General features: G+C 55.9%; 9 protein-coding genes. 5 read left to right on the top strand and 4 right to left on the bottom strand.

The features are described from left to right. Positions 1-3: 3 nt before the first annotated feature. Positions 4-1,215 carry an O-succinylhomoserine sulfhydrylase gene (gene metZ / locus ACFQDM_RS05310; protein ID WP_377376451.1) on the bottom strand — a complete coding sequence of 404 codons (1,212 nt, stop codon included), beginning with the start codon at positions 1,213-1,215 and terminating at the stop codon, positions 4-6. A 103-nt stretch (positions 1,216-1,318) separates the two neighbouring features. On the opposite strand from metZ, the gene ACFQDM_RS05305 reads away from it, so the two are divergent. After that, the gene (locus ACFQDM_RS05305; RefSeq protein ID WP_377376449.1) at positions 1,319-2,326 is read left to right on the top strand and encodes a 2'-deoxycytidine 5'-triphosphate deaminase; all 1,008 of its coding nucleotides are present in this window, start codon (positions 1,319-1,321) and stop codon (positions 2,324-2,326) included. Between the two features lie 48 nt (positions 2,327-2,374). On the opposite strand, the gene putA is transcribed toward ACFQDM_RS05305, so the two are convergent. Next, positions 2,375-5,497, bottom strand: coding sequence for a bifunctional proline dehydrogenase/L-glutamate gamma-semialdehyde dehydrogenase PutA (putA, locus tag ACFQDM_RS05300; protein WP_377376446.1), 3,123 nt, complete (start codon positions 5,495-5,497; stop codon positions 2,375-2,377). A 324-nt stretch (positions 5,498-5,821) separates the two neighbouring features. Between putA and ACFQDM_RS05295 the strand changes: the two genes are divergently transcribed. Beyond that, complete coding sequence (locus tag ACFQDM_RS05295; RefSeq protein WP_377376443.1) at positions 5,822-6,928, top strand: glycosyltransferase family 4 protein; 1,107 nt, start codon at positions 5,822-5,824, stop codon at positions 6,926-6,928. Positions 6,929-6,936: 8 nt separating this feature from the next. Here ACFQDM_RS05295 and ACFQDM_RS05290 read toward each other — a convergent pair whose 3' ends face one another. After that, entirely contained in the window at positions 6,937-7,773 is an 837-nt protein-coding gene (locus ACFQDM_RS05290) for an SDR family oxidoreductase (RefSeq protein WP_377376441.1), read from the bottom strand. A 527-nt stretch (positions 7,774-8,300) separates the two neighbouring features. Here ACFQDM_RS05290 and ACFQDM_RS05285 point away from each other — a divergent pair. Then, positions 8,301-10,736: a TonB-dependent receptor gene (locus tag ACFQDM_RS05285; protein ID WP_377376438.1), complete on the top strand. Its 2,436-nt coding sequence runs from the start codon at positions 8,301-8,303 to the stop codon at positions 10,734-10,736. Positions 10,737-10,801: 65 nt separating this feature from the next. Beyond that, positions 10,802-11,788 (top strand): glycerophosphodiester phosphodiesterase family protein, encoded by a 987-nt coding sequence (locus ACFQDM_RS05280; protein ID WP_377376435.1) that lies wholly within the window; start codon positions 10,802-10,804, stop codon positions 11,786-11,788. 84 nt (positions 11,789-11,872) lie between these two features. On the opposite strand, the gene ACFQDM_RS05275 is transcribed toward ACFQDM_RS05280, so the two are convergent. Then, the gene (locus tag ACFQDM_RS05275; RefSeq protein ID WP_377376433.1) at positions 11,873-13,681 is read right to left on the bottom strand and encodes a peptidase M61; all 1,809 of its coding nucleotides are present in this window, start codon (positions 13,679-13,681) and stop codon (positions 11,873-11,875) included. Positions 13,682-13,763: 82 nt separating this feature from the next. On the opposite strand from ACFQDM_RS05275, the gene ACFQDM_RS05270 reads away from it, so the two are divergent. Beyond that, the gene (locus ACFQDM_RS05270; RefSeq protein ID WP_377376431.1) at positions 13,764-14,246 is read left to right on the top strand and encodes an Lrp/AsnC family transcriptional regulator; all 483 of its coding nucleotides are present in this window, start codon (positions 13,764-13,766) and stop codon (positions 14,244-14,246) included. Positions 14,247-14,258: the final 12 nt, after the last annotated feature.

Raw genomic sequence — 14,258 nt, 5'->3', positions numbered from 1 at the left:
GCGTCAGCCCCCTGCAGCGAGATCAAGCGCCCCCAACAAATCTTCTGTCAGGTCCTCTGGATCTTCAAGCCCAATCGACATGCGGATCCACGACCCGTCAAGCCCCATTTGTGCGCGTTCCTCGTCAGACAGCGCCCGGTGGGTGGTTGTTGCCGGATGGCAGGCAAGCGACTTCGCATCGCCCAGATTGTTCGAAATGCCAAACAGGTTGAGGCCGTTCAGGAATCGGAAAGCCGCTTCCTGACCACCTTCAAGTGACAGGGCGATCAGCGTGCCGCCAGATGTCATCTGTTTCGCATGAACCTCATAATGCGGGTGGTCCTTGCGGCCCGGATAGCGGATGGCGCGGACCGCCTTGTGGTCTGCGATCCGGTCTGCGAGCAGGGCTGCGGTCTCTGCCTGGCGCGTGACGCGCAGTTCCAGCGTCTCAAGACCTTTCAGCACGACCCAGGCGTTAAACGGAGAAATGCTTGGCCCCATATGACGAAGATATGGGTCAATCACGTCTTCCATCATCTGCTTTGGACCGAGGATCGCGCCAGCGAGCACGCGCCCCTGGCCGTCCATATGCTTGGTTGCAGAATAGACGACCCAGTCAGCACCCAGTTCGAACGGGCTCTGGAAAAGCGGCGTTGCGAAAACATTGTCGACAATCATTTGTGCGCCAGCCTTGTGGGCGAGGTCTGCAACCGCAGCAATGTCGACCGCGTCTGTCATCGGGTTGGCCGGGCTTTCGACGAGGACCAGCTTGGCAGGCTTGGACAGGGCTTTCTCCCAGCCTTCCATATCCATGCCATCCACGAATTCCGTCTCAATGCCGAGCTTTGGCAACTGATTGCCAATGATCCACCGGCAGGAACCGAACAGGGCGCTGGCTGCAACAACCCGGTCACCTTTTTCCAGCGGCGCCATCAGCATGGAAGAGATCGCACCCATGCCGGATGCCGTCGCACGGCAGGCTTCGGCGCCTTCTAGAATGCGCAGGCGTTCTTCCAGCATGGAGACGGTTGGATTGTTATAGCGTCCATACACATAGCCAGGCTCTTCACCGGCCATTCGGGCCATCGCCTGTTCCGCGCTGTCATAAATGTAACCGGATGTGAGGATCAGCGCTTCGCTGGTCTCACCCCATTGCGTACGCTCCGTCCCGCCATGTACCAGACGGGTTGCCTGGCGGTAACGGGATTTTGGGTCGGTTGAATTGCCGGAACTCATGTGTTTCGCCTTTCAAACATCAGGCAGCGGGCATAGAGACTTGCCTATGCCCTCGTCAAGGTGAAGGTATATTACTCTTAAAACAAACGAGTCGGATGCGACAGTGAAGTTTCCAAAAGGCATATTGGCCGATCACCAGATCGAGCAGGCAATCAATCAGGGCATGATCTCGGCAGAGAACGGTCTGGAACCACTTCAGATTCAGCCTGCGAGCGTGGATTTGCGTCTCGGTGCAAAAGCCTATCGCCTTCGCGCCAGCTTCCTGCCGAATGGCAGAACGGTCGACGAATGTCTCACCGAAGATGTCGTCATGCACACAATCGACCTGTCTCAGGGCGCCGTTCTGGAAACGGGGTGTGTGTATCTCGTGCCCTTGCAGGAATATGTGAAGCTGTTCGACGGGCTGACGGCGACGGCCAATCCGAAAAGCTCGACCGGACGCATTGATGTGTTTGTGCGACTGATCGCCGATGGTGTCTCCGCTTTCGACAAAATTCCCGAAGGCTATGACGGCCCGATCTATGCCGAAGTCAGCCCACGTACCTTTTCAGTTCTCGTGCGACCGGGTGACCGTCTCCTTCAGATGCGCTTTCGCTCCGGCTCGCATGAGCCAACAGAAACGCTCGATTTCTCCGTTCATCTGGAACCGCTACAGGATGGTCTGATCGGATATCGGGCACGCCGGCATGCCCATGTTCTGGATATTTCACGCGTGGCAGGGCATTCGACCGAAGCCTATTGGGAGCCGGTCTATGCTCAGAACAAGCGGCTAATCCTTGATCCGGATGAATTCTATATTCTGGCCTCAAAGGAGTTCGTCACCATTCCGACGGACCGGGCAGCGGAAATGGCACCGATTGCGCCGGACCTTGGTGAATTTCGAGCCCATTATGCTGGTTTTTTTGATCCGGGATTTGGATGCGCAGGTGGGACTGGCCGCGCGGTTCTGGAAGTGCGCGGTCGTGATGTGCCGTTCATCCTGGAGCATGGTCAGCCTGTTGGCCGGCTTGTTTATGAGGCCATGTCAGAAGAGCCCCGCGCGCCATATGGCGGGCAGGGCTCAAACTATCAGGGCCAGGGGCTCAAACTGTCGAAACACTTTGCGCCCTAGCTTTGAGAATTTCAGGGCAGAACGCGAAAAGCGCGCTGCCCTGAGATTTTATTGCAGGTTCAGAAGTTCAGGGTCGCCGCCCTGCGCTGCGATGTTGACCGTGACGGTCCGTTCAGCTGCAAACCGCAACAGATAGTGCGGACCACCTGCTTTCGGTCCTGTACCGGACAGGCCTTCGCCGCCGAACGGCTGAACGCCCACAACAGCGCCCGTCATTGAGCGGTTCACATAGGTATTACCCACTTTGACGTGCTCAATCACTTCCTTGGCAAAGCTCTCCAGACGTGAGTGGACGCCAAGTGTCAGGCCGTAACCTTTGGCGTTCAGAGCAGGCGCGAGCTTGTCCAGCTTGTCTGGATCATAGCGCACAATGTGCAGGATCGGGCCAAAGGTTTCACGCTCCAGCTGATCGAGGTTTTTCAGCTCGATGATCGTCGGTGCGAAGAAAGTCTGACTTTCCGGCAGCCCTTCCATTTTCGCGCGTTTGAGGATTTTCGCCCCTTTCGGCAAATTGGCCAGATGCTCGTCGAGCAGCTTCTTGGCATCTGCGTCGATGACCGGACCGATATCTGTGCTAGGAAGAGATGGATCGCCAAACGCGAGCTCGTCAATCGCACCCGACAGGCCTTCGATCAGCATGTCGGCCGTATCGTCCGGCAGGAATGCGACGCGCAGTGCGGAACAACGCTGACCTGCTGAACCAAAGGCTGAAACGATGATGTCGTCGATTGCCTGTTCGCGCAGGGCCGTCGTGTCGACAAACATTGCATTCAGGCCGCCAGTCTCTGCGATAAGCGGCAGGATGGCACCTTCGCGCTTGGCGAGTGTCTGGTGGATCAGCCGTGCAACATCTGTGGAGCCGGTGAAGCACACACCCGCCAGATCCGGGTGCTGGGTCAGTGGCGCGCCGATGGTCTCGCCATCACCTGGCAACAGATGAAGGACATCTTTCGGAAGACCGGCCTTCTGGAACAGGCGGACCGCCTCGAATGCTGTGAGGGAGGTTTGCTCGGCTGGCTTGGCAACAACGGTGTTACCCGCTGCCAGCGCTGCCGTCAGCTGACCGGTGAAGATCGCGAGTGGGAAATTCCACGGCGAGATACAGGCAAACACGCCACGCCCGTGCAGGCTGAGATGGTTGGTTTCACCAGCCGGTCCCGGCAGCTTTTGCGGAGCATTGAAGTGCGTTTCCGCCTCATGAGCATAGTAGCGGCAGAAATCGACGGCTTCTCGCACTTCTGCGATCCCATCGACGAGGTTTTTGCCAGCTTCACGTGCCATAATGGCCATCAGGCGCTCGGTATTGTCCTCCAGGGCCTGGCCCATTGCGCGCAGGATATCCGCGCGTTTGACAGCGCCCATTTCATCCCAACCGGGTTGTGCCTTTTTGGCGGCAGCGAAGGCTTTGTCGACGTCTTTCTCGTCGGCCCATTTCACCGTGCCAACGACATGGGAATGATCGTGCGGGCAAAGCACCTTGTTCTTTCCGCCGGTATTGGACTTGCCGGAAATGATCGGTCCGGCAGACAGGACCGGGCCATCATCCAGCGCACGTACGGCGCGCGCAATGCGATCGCGGTGGCTCTCAATGGAAAGGTCCAGACCTTTGGAATTGCGACGGTCGCTGCCATAGAGCGCAGGCGGACGCGGAATGCGCGGGTGACGGCGCAGGCCAGCTTCCAGCTTGGAAAGACCGTCATATACCACATCCTCCACCGGCACATCATCGTCCAGGAAGGTGTTCACGAATGATGAGTTGGCACCATTCTCGAGCAGGCGGCGGACGAGGTATGGCAGGAGGTCTGCGTGTGCGCCAACCGGTGCGTAGACGCGAACGCGGTTATTTTCTCCAGCCGCGCGGTAGAGCGCTTCGCCCATGCCGTGCAGACGCTGGAATTCATAGTTTTCGACACCGATCTCTTCGGCAAGAAGTCTCACCGTCGCGAGCGTGTGTGCGTTGTGCGTCGCGAACTGAGGGTAAACCGCAGGTGCCGCCTCAAGAAGCTTACGTGCACAATAGAGATAGTTGAGATCTGTCGCGTCCTTCGTGGTGAAGACCGGGAAATCGTCCATGCCTTCAACATGGGAATGCTTGATCTCAGTGTCCCAGTACGCGCCTTTCACCAGACGCACCATGAAGCGCTGGCCAGTTTGAGCAGAGAGCTCCTTGAGATTGGCAATCACGTGAGGCGCGCGCTTCTGATAAGCCTGAACTGCGAGACCAAGACCATTCCAGCCATCAAGGCTTGGCTCATGGGCAAGGTGGTCGAAGACCTGCATCTGCAGGACCAGACGGTCTGCTTCTTCGGCATCGAGGCAAAGTGTGATCTTCGCGTCAGCCGCCATCCGGCACAGCTCCAGCACCTTTGGGTAGAGCTCTTCCATGACGCGGGAATGCTTGACGCCTTCATAGCGCGGGTGGAGGGCAGACAGCTTAACCGAAACGCCGTTCTCGAGTTCCGGGCCATGGTCGCCGCTTGTTTTCGCGACTTCCTCGATCGCGCCTTTATAGGCTTGCATATAACGATCGGCGTCTTTTTGCGTGCGGGCGCCTTCGCCGAGCATGTCGAATGAGAAGTGTGCAGCCTCGTCTTCGCGGATCATCTTCTGACCGCGTTTCGTCGCTTCCTTCACATTGCGTCCGAGGACGAATTGTTCGCCCATAATGCGCATGGCCTGCATCATCGCGCTGCGAATGACGGGTTCGCCGCTTTCGCGCACGAGGCTCTGGACGAACTTGCCTGGACTGCGGATAGCGTTAGCGGGAGGACCGAGAACACGACCTGTCAGCATCAGGCCCCATGCGGATGCATTGACGAGCCAGCTTTCCGATTGCCCCAGATGGGACATCCAGTCGCCTGAGCGGATTTTCTCTGCGATCAGGTCGTCGCGCGTTTCAGCATCCGGAATACGAAGCAGGGCTTCTGCCAGACACATGAGCGCCAGCCCTTCCTGATTTGAGAGCCCGAACTCCTCCAGGAAGGATTCCATCATGCCTTTTCGACGAGCATTGCTGCGGGCGGTGCGCACCATATCCTGTCCGATGCGGACAGCTTCCTTGCGCTGTGATTCACTTACAGGTGGTGTCTCCAGCAGTGCGGAGACAATTTCTTCTTCACGATAATGTTTGAACTCGTCGATAGAATTCCAATCAATGGATGATTGGGACATATGGGCGACTCCTCGGTCAATAACTTCTATTAATCTCTAATCTTGCCCCCGTGCTACCATGCTTCAAGGGGAAGCAGGTAACTCTCTTTGGGCAGTCAGGGACAATTACGCGTCAGGTCGCTCATGGTTCGAAAACTGTCGGTGGGAAGCTGCAGACTTCTGTTTCGGACCCCGAACCTGATGCGCCCGAAATCGCGGAGTTTTGGCAAGTTGGTGAAAGCACGACATATTGACTGTCTTGCTTTTGCCTTCATGTTTTGAAACAGGTGAGGGCGCTGCACGTTAGGTCAGGCAGTATCTAGTAACGGCTTCGGAGTTGCCGCCTTGAAGATCATGCTCATCACAGATGCCTGGGAACCTCAGGTGAATGGTGTTGTTCGAACCCTGACCCGTGTCATTCAGGAAAGCGAAGCCATGGGGCACGAGTTCGAAGTCGTCTCGCCCGCAGATGGCTTCAAAACAGTTCCATTGCCGACCTATAGCGAAATCAAACTGGCGCTCGGTGCGCGCAAAAGCATTGAGGATCGCTTCAATGCCTTCGAGCCCGCTGCCGTTCACATCGCTACGGAAGGCACGCTCGGCATGGCAGGCCGTGCCATGTGCCTGAAAAACAAGTTTCCTTTTACGACCAGCTATCACACGCGCTTTCCGGAATATGTGTCTGCGCGTTTCCCCGTGCCGCTGAGCTGGGGCTATAATTTCATGCAATGGTTCCACCGCTATTCGGGCCATATCATGGTTGCGACGCCCAGCATGCGCGAAGAGCTCGAAGCGCGCGGCTTCAACAATGTGGTGTCCTGGTCACGCGGTGTGGATGTGGATCTGTTCCATCCGAGCAAGCGCACGTCCATGCCGGATCCATTTGAGGGGATGGCGCGCCCAATTTTCCTGAATGTCGGCCGCGTTGCTGTTGAAAAGAATATCGAGGCTTTCACCGAACTTGATCTGCCTGGCACGAAAGTGGTGGTCGGTGATGGGCCGCAGCGTGAGGAGCTTGAGCGCAAATATCCGAAGGTCAAATTCCTCGGTCCGAAATTTGGTGAAGAGCTTGCCGCCTGCTTTGCGCATGCCGACACATTCGTCTTTCCAAGCCTGACCGACACATTCGGGCTGGTAATCCTTGAGGCCATGGCAGCAGGCACGCCTGTTGCAGGTTATAATGCGCCGGGTCCGAAGGATTTGATTCCCGGTTCCGGCGCCGGCGTTGTCGGAGACGATTTGCGCGAAGCTGCGCTTGGCTGTCTGGAAATGGATCGCGAAACCTGCCGCAAATATGCCGAAGGGTATTCATGGCGCGCTTGCGCAGAAGCATTCATCGATAACCTTGAGCCACTTCCCGTGCCAGAGCGCCGTCGTTTCTGGAAGCGACTTCGCCGTATCCGTCAGCGTCAGGAGCGTGATACGGAAAGCGTACTCAAGGATCTCGGTTAACGCCTCAGCTAGAGAATATATGCATCGCCCGTGGCACGCATGGTGATGTCGCCAACGGAAACACCAGCCGGCTGATTGATCGCGTGGATCACCGCATCGGCGATATAGCCCGGATCAAGGGCTGCATATTCAGGACGCTCAACATCCATCTGCTCAGGCGTGCCCTTGCCTTCGGCGAGCGCAGCCATGGTTGCCAGATATGTCGGTGCATTTTGCCCGAGAATGCCGACAATGGCTTCCGGATTGATGACGCCGGCTCCGAGATTGGTCGCCGGAACGCCCGTTGGCTTCACGATCGTGACTTTGATCCTGCCCTGGCTCTCAACGCGTAGCGATTCAGAGAGAAAGTTTACGGCAGCTTTGCTGGCGCCATACACGCCGGCGCCCGCCGTCGGGAAATTACCATAGATGGACGAGATATTGATGATGTGGCCTGCCCCCTGAGCCATCATCTGGTCATAGACCGAAATCATGCCGTTCAGGACACCTTTGATGTTGATGTCGATGCATCGATACCAGGCATCTTTTGCGGCCTCATGGTCGCTGTAAAAAGCAAGCGGCATGACACCGGCATTGTTGATCATGACGTCCACGCGTCCATGCAGCTCCACAGCTTTTGCACAAAGCGCTTTCAGGTCTTCGAGCTTCGACACATCTCCCGTCATGCCGAAGGCAGTTCCTCCTTCGGCTTCAATCATGTCGACGGTTTCCTTCAGGCCCGCTTCATTGATGTCGGTGGCGACGATTTTGGCGCCTGCTGATGCTGCCTTTAGGCTGACCAGATGGCCAAAGCCTCCACCCGCGCCTGTAATCAGAATTGTTTTCCCGGATACGTGGTCCGTCATGTGTGTTTCCTCCCAATTTTCTTGTTGGTCGACCATTACCTTTCGCGTTCGTGCGAGCAAGCCTGAACCTGGACGCCAGATTGTCAGGGCGTAGCGACTCGGACGTACCGGGATGTTTCGGATGGAGGGATCCTCAGAGAAGCGGCCTCAAATCTGCACGGAAAATAATCGTCTGGCGGAAAAAATGAGTCATAACGAAACAAGTGAGATTCGTGACAGATCGGTAAAAGGGCGAACTCGCGGGACGGGTTTCAACGCAGTGGAATCCCGCGACATGTCCACTCCTAATTCAATAGATATATCGAACTATCGTGTTTTCGCGCGAGTTTAGATGAAGAAAATATGACGCCTGTGCGAAGCTTAGATGACGGGTCGTTTCTTATAAATCAGTATTCGGATGAATTCAGATCTTTGAGGGATTTGGAAATCCAAGTGTTCGTAAAACCTTCATTTGAGGGTCAAAAAAGAACTGGGTAATGCCCCGGCCAATACAGCGCATGGTGCGCTGCGGTACGCCGGGGGTAATCATGAAATCCAGTCTTTTCCACGCATCCGCGATTGGAGCTCTTTCGCTCGCGCTGCAGTTTTCTGCAGGTGCTCAAACCGCTGAAGAAGATCAGCCTCATCGTCTCGACGTCGTCAAAGTCACGACACAGAAGCAAGAGCAGGCACTGATCGATGTTCCGATCAACGTATCGGTCATGGATCAGAACATCATCGACCGTCTCGGAGCCGATGACCTTGAAGATCTCGGCAACTTCGTGCCGGGTTTGCAGGTGCAGGCGCAAAGTCTGAACGCACCAAGCTATTCGCTCCGTGGCGTCGTTTCAGACGGTGACACGCCGCGTGTCGCCATGTTCCAGAACGGTGTTGCCATTGGTAATCCGGGCTTCGCGACCAATCTTGCGATTTATGACATGGAGCGCGTTGAGGTTGTCAAAGGCCCTCAGGCGACACTGTTCGGTCAGGGCGCGCTGGTGGGCGGTGTGAACTTCATTCACAACCGTGCATCGCTGGATGAGAATTCCGGTAAACTGACCATCGAAGGTGGCGACTACAACTTCATGCGGGTCGAGGGTCACTATAACTGGGTCGTGAACGACACGCTGGCGTTCCGCCTCGCCGGTCAGGTCAAGAATATGGACGGCTATGTGCCGAACGTTGCCAACTCACCTGATCTGATGGGGCAGGACACCACGGCATTCCGCGCGGCTATGCGCTGGGAACCAACGCCGGACTTCCGTGCTGACCTTTTCGTCAACTATCAGGAAGACGACTCAACGGGTACGCAGTTCACGTCTGGCTATCTGCCTGTGAATGGCAAGGTCGACCCATATGGCGAGACAGCCATGAACGTGAATGACGATCAGGTGCGCGGTAAGCTTGGTAATGACCGCGAGCTTTTCTATGTCACGGCCAATCTGGAATACGACATCAACGAAGACTGGACGGTTACGTCTCTGACGGACTATCGCAACCTCTTCTCTTCGGAAGCCTGGGACTCAGACGGCATTGAAGCCAACATCCTGCAATTCTTCCAGGACCGTCAGGCCAACCGTTTCAGCCAGGAAATCCGCTTCAACTATGACGCGGGTGGCAAGCTGACAGCCTTCTTTGGCGGAAACTATTTCACCGTCAGCGGCAAGGATATTCTGCGCTTTTCAACGGATGAAGCCTGGGCACAGTCCGTCTTCGGTCCGGACCTCGCTGCAGCAGCCGGTCTGACCGTTGAGCAGGCTGCAGCTCTGCTCGCCATGAATGGCGTTCCAGGTGGCGAGAATTTCGGCAGCTTCGAAACACCGCTTGAATATTCTGCCCTTGGCGCACTTCTGATGGGGCAACTCATCCCGCTTTATGGCGAGCACCTTGAAGAGCAGATTTCGACAAGCGGTCGTGACACATATGACCTGTTCGGCGACGTGACCTACCAGCTGACTGATCGTCTCGAACTGACGGGTGGTCTGCGCTACACGAAAGAAGAGCTCTCTGCGAGCTCGATCGGCCATGTCCTGAAATCAAACCCATATCTTGATGGTCTGAACGGTGTGACCATGTCGCCAACTCTGCTTCTGAGCGCGGCAACACTTGATAACAAGGCGAGCGGTTCTGCGGATACGGACGGTGCGTTCACATGGCGCCTCAACGCGTCCTATCGCGTGTCTGACAACATCAACACCTGGGTCGCTTATGGACGTGGTCGTCGTCCGGAAGTGCTCTCCGGTTCGGGCGCGACCTACAGCACGATTGACGCCGAGACCCTCGATAACATCGAAGTCGGCATGTTTGGCCGCTTCTTTGACGAGCGTCTCCAGATGACCAGCTCTGTGTATTATGGTGAGTATAAAGACTTCCAGACAACGCGCTTTGACCCGCTGCAAGGTATCTTCATCACCGAAAATTCGGGCAACGCCACGCAGTATGGTCTGGAGTTTGATGGCCAGGCACTGGTGTCGGACAATATCCGCCTGTTTGCGACATACGCATACACGTTCTCTGAGTATGACTCAGAGGATGACAACGGCAATCCGCTGCAGTTTGCGGGTAATAGTTTCCGCATCAGCCCGGAGCACAGCTTCTCACTCGCAGCTGATATCACCTTCCCATACCAAGAGTTCGGCACGTTCTATGTGACGCCGAGCTATGTCTGGAAAGGCGATCACTTCTTCGAAGACGATAACGGCTTTGACTATGAAGCTGATGGCAATGGCGGCTTCGTCCGTATCCCGGAAATGTATCCGGATGGCACCATCGTTCAGGAATATCAGGATGCATACGGCATCGCTTCGGTCCGTGCTGGCTTTGACAGCGCAGATGACCGCTGGGGCGTCTATGTTCTCGGTGAAAACGTCTTTGACGAAGAATACCTGATCGACGTGGGTAACACGGGCGGTGCGTTCGGCCTGCACACCATCATTCGTGGCAAGCCGCAAATGTTCAAAGCCGGCGCTTACATCAAATTCTAATCGCCTGAGCCGGGAAGCAAAACTTCCCGGCTTTTTCTTCTCATATCTTTTTAAGGCGAAGCATTATGAAAAAGCTTTTCAGTTCGGCCCTGATCGGGCTCAGCCTCTGCAGTCACGCGATTGCGGAAGATGCGACCTACAACACGATGACAGGCGATGCGCCGATCATCATTGCGCACCGCGGCGCTTCGGGCCTCTTTCCGGAACATACGCTCAAAGCCTATGAAGTGGCCATTGAACAAGGCGCTGACTTTATTGAGCCAGACCTTGTGATGACGAAAGATGGCGTACTCGTCAGCCGCCATGATCCATGGCTATCGGACACAACGAATGTTGCCGATCATCCGGAATTTGCCGATCGCAAAGTCAAGCGCGTCACGCCGTTCGGTGAGATGGAAGACTGGTGGAGCGACGACTTCACGCTTGAAGAGCTGCGCACGCTGAAAGCCACTCAACGTGTGGAAACGCGTCCGCAGGAATACAATGGTCAGTACGACATTGCGACGTTTGAAGAGATCGTCGATCTGGTCATGACCAAAGCCGCAGAGGGTGACATCGTCGGACTTCATATCGAGGCGAAATGGCCAGGCTATTATGACTCCATCGGTTACAATATGGTCGATCCGATCCTTGATACTCTCACGGAAAAAGGCGTTCTGGAGGCTGGCATTCCAGTTTATATCCAGTGCTTCGACCCGGAATTTCTGGCCCAGTTCGCGGAGAAGAGTGATCTGCCGCTCATCCAGAATCTCCTTCCGCCTGAATATGCCAAACTGCTTGGTCTCGATATGAGCCTTGAGAACATTCCAACCGAGGGCGTTGGCCCGGAAAAAGGCATGATCCTGAACACAGACGGCACAGTGTCCGATTTTGTGACGCGCGCGCATGAGCTGGGGCTGCTGGTGCACGCTTTCACGGTTCGTGATGATATGCCAGGTGAGGGCTGGGCGAGTTCGCGTGACGAGCTGAAGGCGCTCTATGAGGCCGGCGTGGACGGCGTGTGGACAGACTATCCGGAAACGGCGGTCGAGGTTCGTGAATCTCTGAATTAGGTTTTGGATCTCGGGCAGGATCTGAACATAAAATCCCCGCAGAGCGTGAGCTTTGCGGGGATTTTTGCGTCTCAGATATATGGCCTATTGGCAGTCTGGATTGTCGCGCTCATCCGGGTTGAATTCCCACTGATAGGCCATCACGGCTTCACCGCGAGGCAGATATGTCAGCGGAAATTCTTCATCTCCGCGTCGGATCAGAAGCTCGATCTTCTGGCCCTGCGAGCCCTGAATGCCATCCTGAGGAACCGGCTTCACAATTTCATCGCCATTGCGAAGTCCTGCGGCCTCTGCTGCAGAGCCTTTCACAAGGCCGCGGACAATGCGTTTCGGCTCGGCGAGCACGGCGGGCTCAAAGCCGACTTCATATCGCCGGAGCTCTTTTGTCGTGCGTTGGAAACAAACGCCGAAAGCATCTGATGCCGGTACGGGCATGGCGCCGTTCAGGAAGGCACGAAACTCTGATACGGCATCCTCGTCAAGCGCCTCGCGCAGCAGGGTTTCCCAGCTTTCATAGGTTGTCGTTTGCCCGGCCTGTTGCAGAGCCAGCATACCGCGCATCAGATCATCAAGGGAGTGGGCGCCATTCGAGGCTTCACGCACCGCATGATCGACGGTTGCCATATAGAGCATGCCGCGGTCATAGGGCAGCGTCCGGATGCGTGTGTCGCGCCAGAAACCGCCCGGCACTTCACTGTTCGGCACATTCACCATGATGGAGCTGTAATAGCGTCCAGCGTGATAGTTCAGGTCTTCGAGAAAAGTCTCGGCTGAGAGCAGGCCGAAACGATAGGGCAGGCGGGCCTGATAGAAGACGGCAAGCCCTTCTGAAAACCATGAGGACTCAAGACCACCAGGTTCGTCGATATACGGCTGGAATGTGTGAAACATTTCATGGGCGAGCGTACTCTTCAATTGATCCGTATCGGCGCCGGCCCCTTTGCCAAACGTTGTCACGAAAGAGTTGTTCAGTCCGACTCCGCCGCCGGCATTGATCGGATTATATCGCAGAAACACGCCATAGGGTGGCGGCTCATCCTGTCCGAAAAAGTCCGAATAATGGCCATAGAGATCGCTGGTCCACGCCATCAGCTCATCGGCGTCAAAAGGTGGCTCGCCATGCCAGGCGGCGAAAAATCCACTATCTGGAACATTCTTTGGAAACGTGCTCACATCTCCGGTCATGAAATAGGTGCGACGCAGCTGCGTTGCCCCTATGGGTGTTGTCGCCGTGACGTCCCCTTCGCCGAGAGATGTGACCCCGCGGCTTCCGGCCGGGGCGTGAGAGAAGTCCCAGTCAATCTTCGTTTCGTAGGTCTCTTCGCCTGGCGGCAGGAGAAGAATGATCTGACCTGCTGCGGAGGTTGCCTGCCCATCATAGGACAGTCCGATTGGCGGAGCGGGGCCGCGTGGGGGAATGCTGGTGCTTACCGGAATGGTGTAGGAGATTTCAATCGGGCCAACGGTCTCTCGGTCTGGATACCATTCCATTTTCTCGCCGCCGGTTGGGTCGCCGCCATTGTCGGAGCTTGTCGTGCGAGTGGTGAGCGACAGTGAACCTGCCGTGTCGACAGCGCTGAGGTCCGTCACCAGATTTGCCATGGTGTCGACATTGGTTGAAACGAGCAGGATATCCAGAAGCGGCGTGTCTGGATCAGCTTCCACGCCGGTCAGCTTCAGCTGGATTTTCAGTGAGTCTATGTCATCTGGTGCGTCTGGATCGGCCTGCGGCGCGACCAGCAGGTTGAGTGCAGATGTTTCCGGCATGGCGGCGGCGTCTGGTGTTTCGTCGACCTGAGAGGCGCAGCTGGACAATCCGAGTGCCAATGCAGGGAGCACGCCTGTGACGACGCGGCGCATCTGGTGCTCAAAGCCTGTGCAAGTGTGCGCCAAGTTTTGTTCTTCACCTGGTGTTCGGCAGCTTTTCAGAATAGCCAATTCGCGATTTTTGAAAATCCGGGATATATTATGGTGCATGAGTGAAGAGCTTTCGATTTTTGATATTAAAATCCTGGATCAGCTGCAAAAAGATTGCAGCCTTTCCACGGTAGAGCTTGCTGATGTGGTCGGCTTGTCCCAATCGCCTTGCTGGAGACGCCTGCAGCGATTGAAGGAGGATGGCTATATCAAGCGACAGGTGGCAATTCTCGACCGGACAAAATTCGGCTTCGATCTGAACATTTTCGCTTTTGTGAAAATGCGCCGTCTTTCCGAGAAGGAACGCGCGACCTTCATCAACAAGATCGAGATGACGCCTGAAATTCAGGAATGTTATTCGATCTTTGGTGAGAATGACCTGCTCATGAAAATTCAGGCAAAATCGATGAACTGGTATCAGCACTTTGTGCTGGAAGTTCTCATGAATTTGCCGGGTATCGAGCATGTGAATTCAACGGCCACGCTGGGCGAGATCAAGTCGACGACAGCAATTCCTGTGCGCGGCGACCTCGCCCTTTAGGTCAGGGGACGC

The organism is Ponticaulis profundi, assembly GCF_042659465.1.
Taxonomy (GTDB): domain Bacteria; phylum Pseudomonadota; class Alphaproteobacteria; order Caulobacterales; family Hyphomonadaceae; genus Ponticaulis; species Ponticaulis profundi.
Note: the sequence above shows the minus strand (reverse complement) of the source record. Positions and strands in the feature narration are given on the sequence as shown.

Coding starts and splice junctions, on each gene's coding strand:
- metZ (WP_377376451.1), bottom strand. CDS start 1,215: ATGAGTTCCGGCAATTCAACCGACCCAAAATCCCGTTACCGCCAGGCA.
- putA (WP_377376446.1), bottom strand. CDS start 5,497: ATGTCCCAATCATCCATTGATTGGAATTCTATCGACGAGTTCAAACAT.
- ACFQDM_RS05290 (WP_377376441.1), bottom strand. CDS start 7,773: ATGACGGACCACGTATCCGGGAAAACAATTCTGATTACAGGCGCGGGT.
- ACFQDM_RS05285 (WP_377376438.1), top strand. CDS start 8,301: ATGAAATCCAGTCTTTTCCACGCATCCGCGATTGGAGCTCTTTCGCTC.
- ACFQDM_RS05280 (WP_377376435.1), top strand. CDS start 10,802: ATGAAAAAGCTTTTCAGTTCGGCCCTGATCGGGCTCAGCCTCTGCAGT.
- ACFQDM_RS05270 (WP_377376431.1), top strand. CDS start 13,764: ATGAGTGAAGAGCTTTCGATTTTTGATATTAAAATCCTGGATCAGCTG.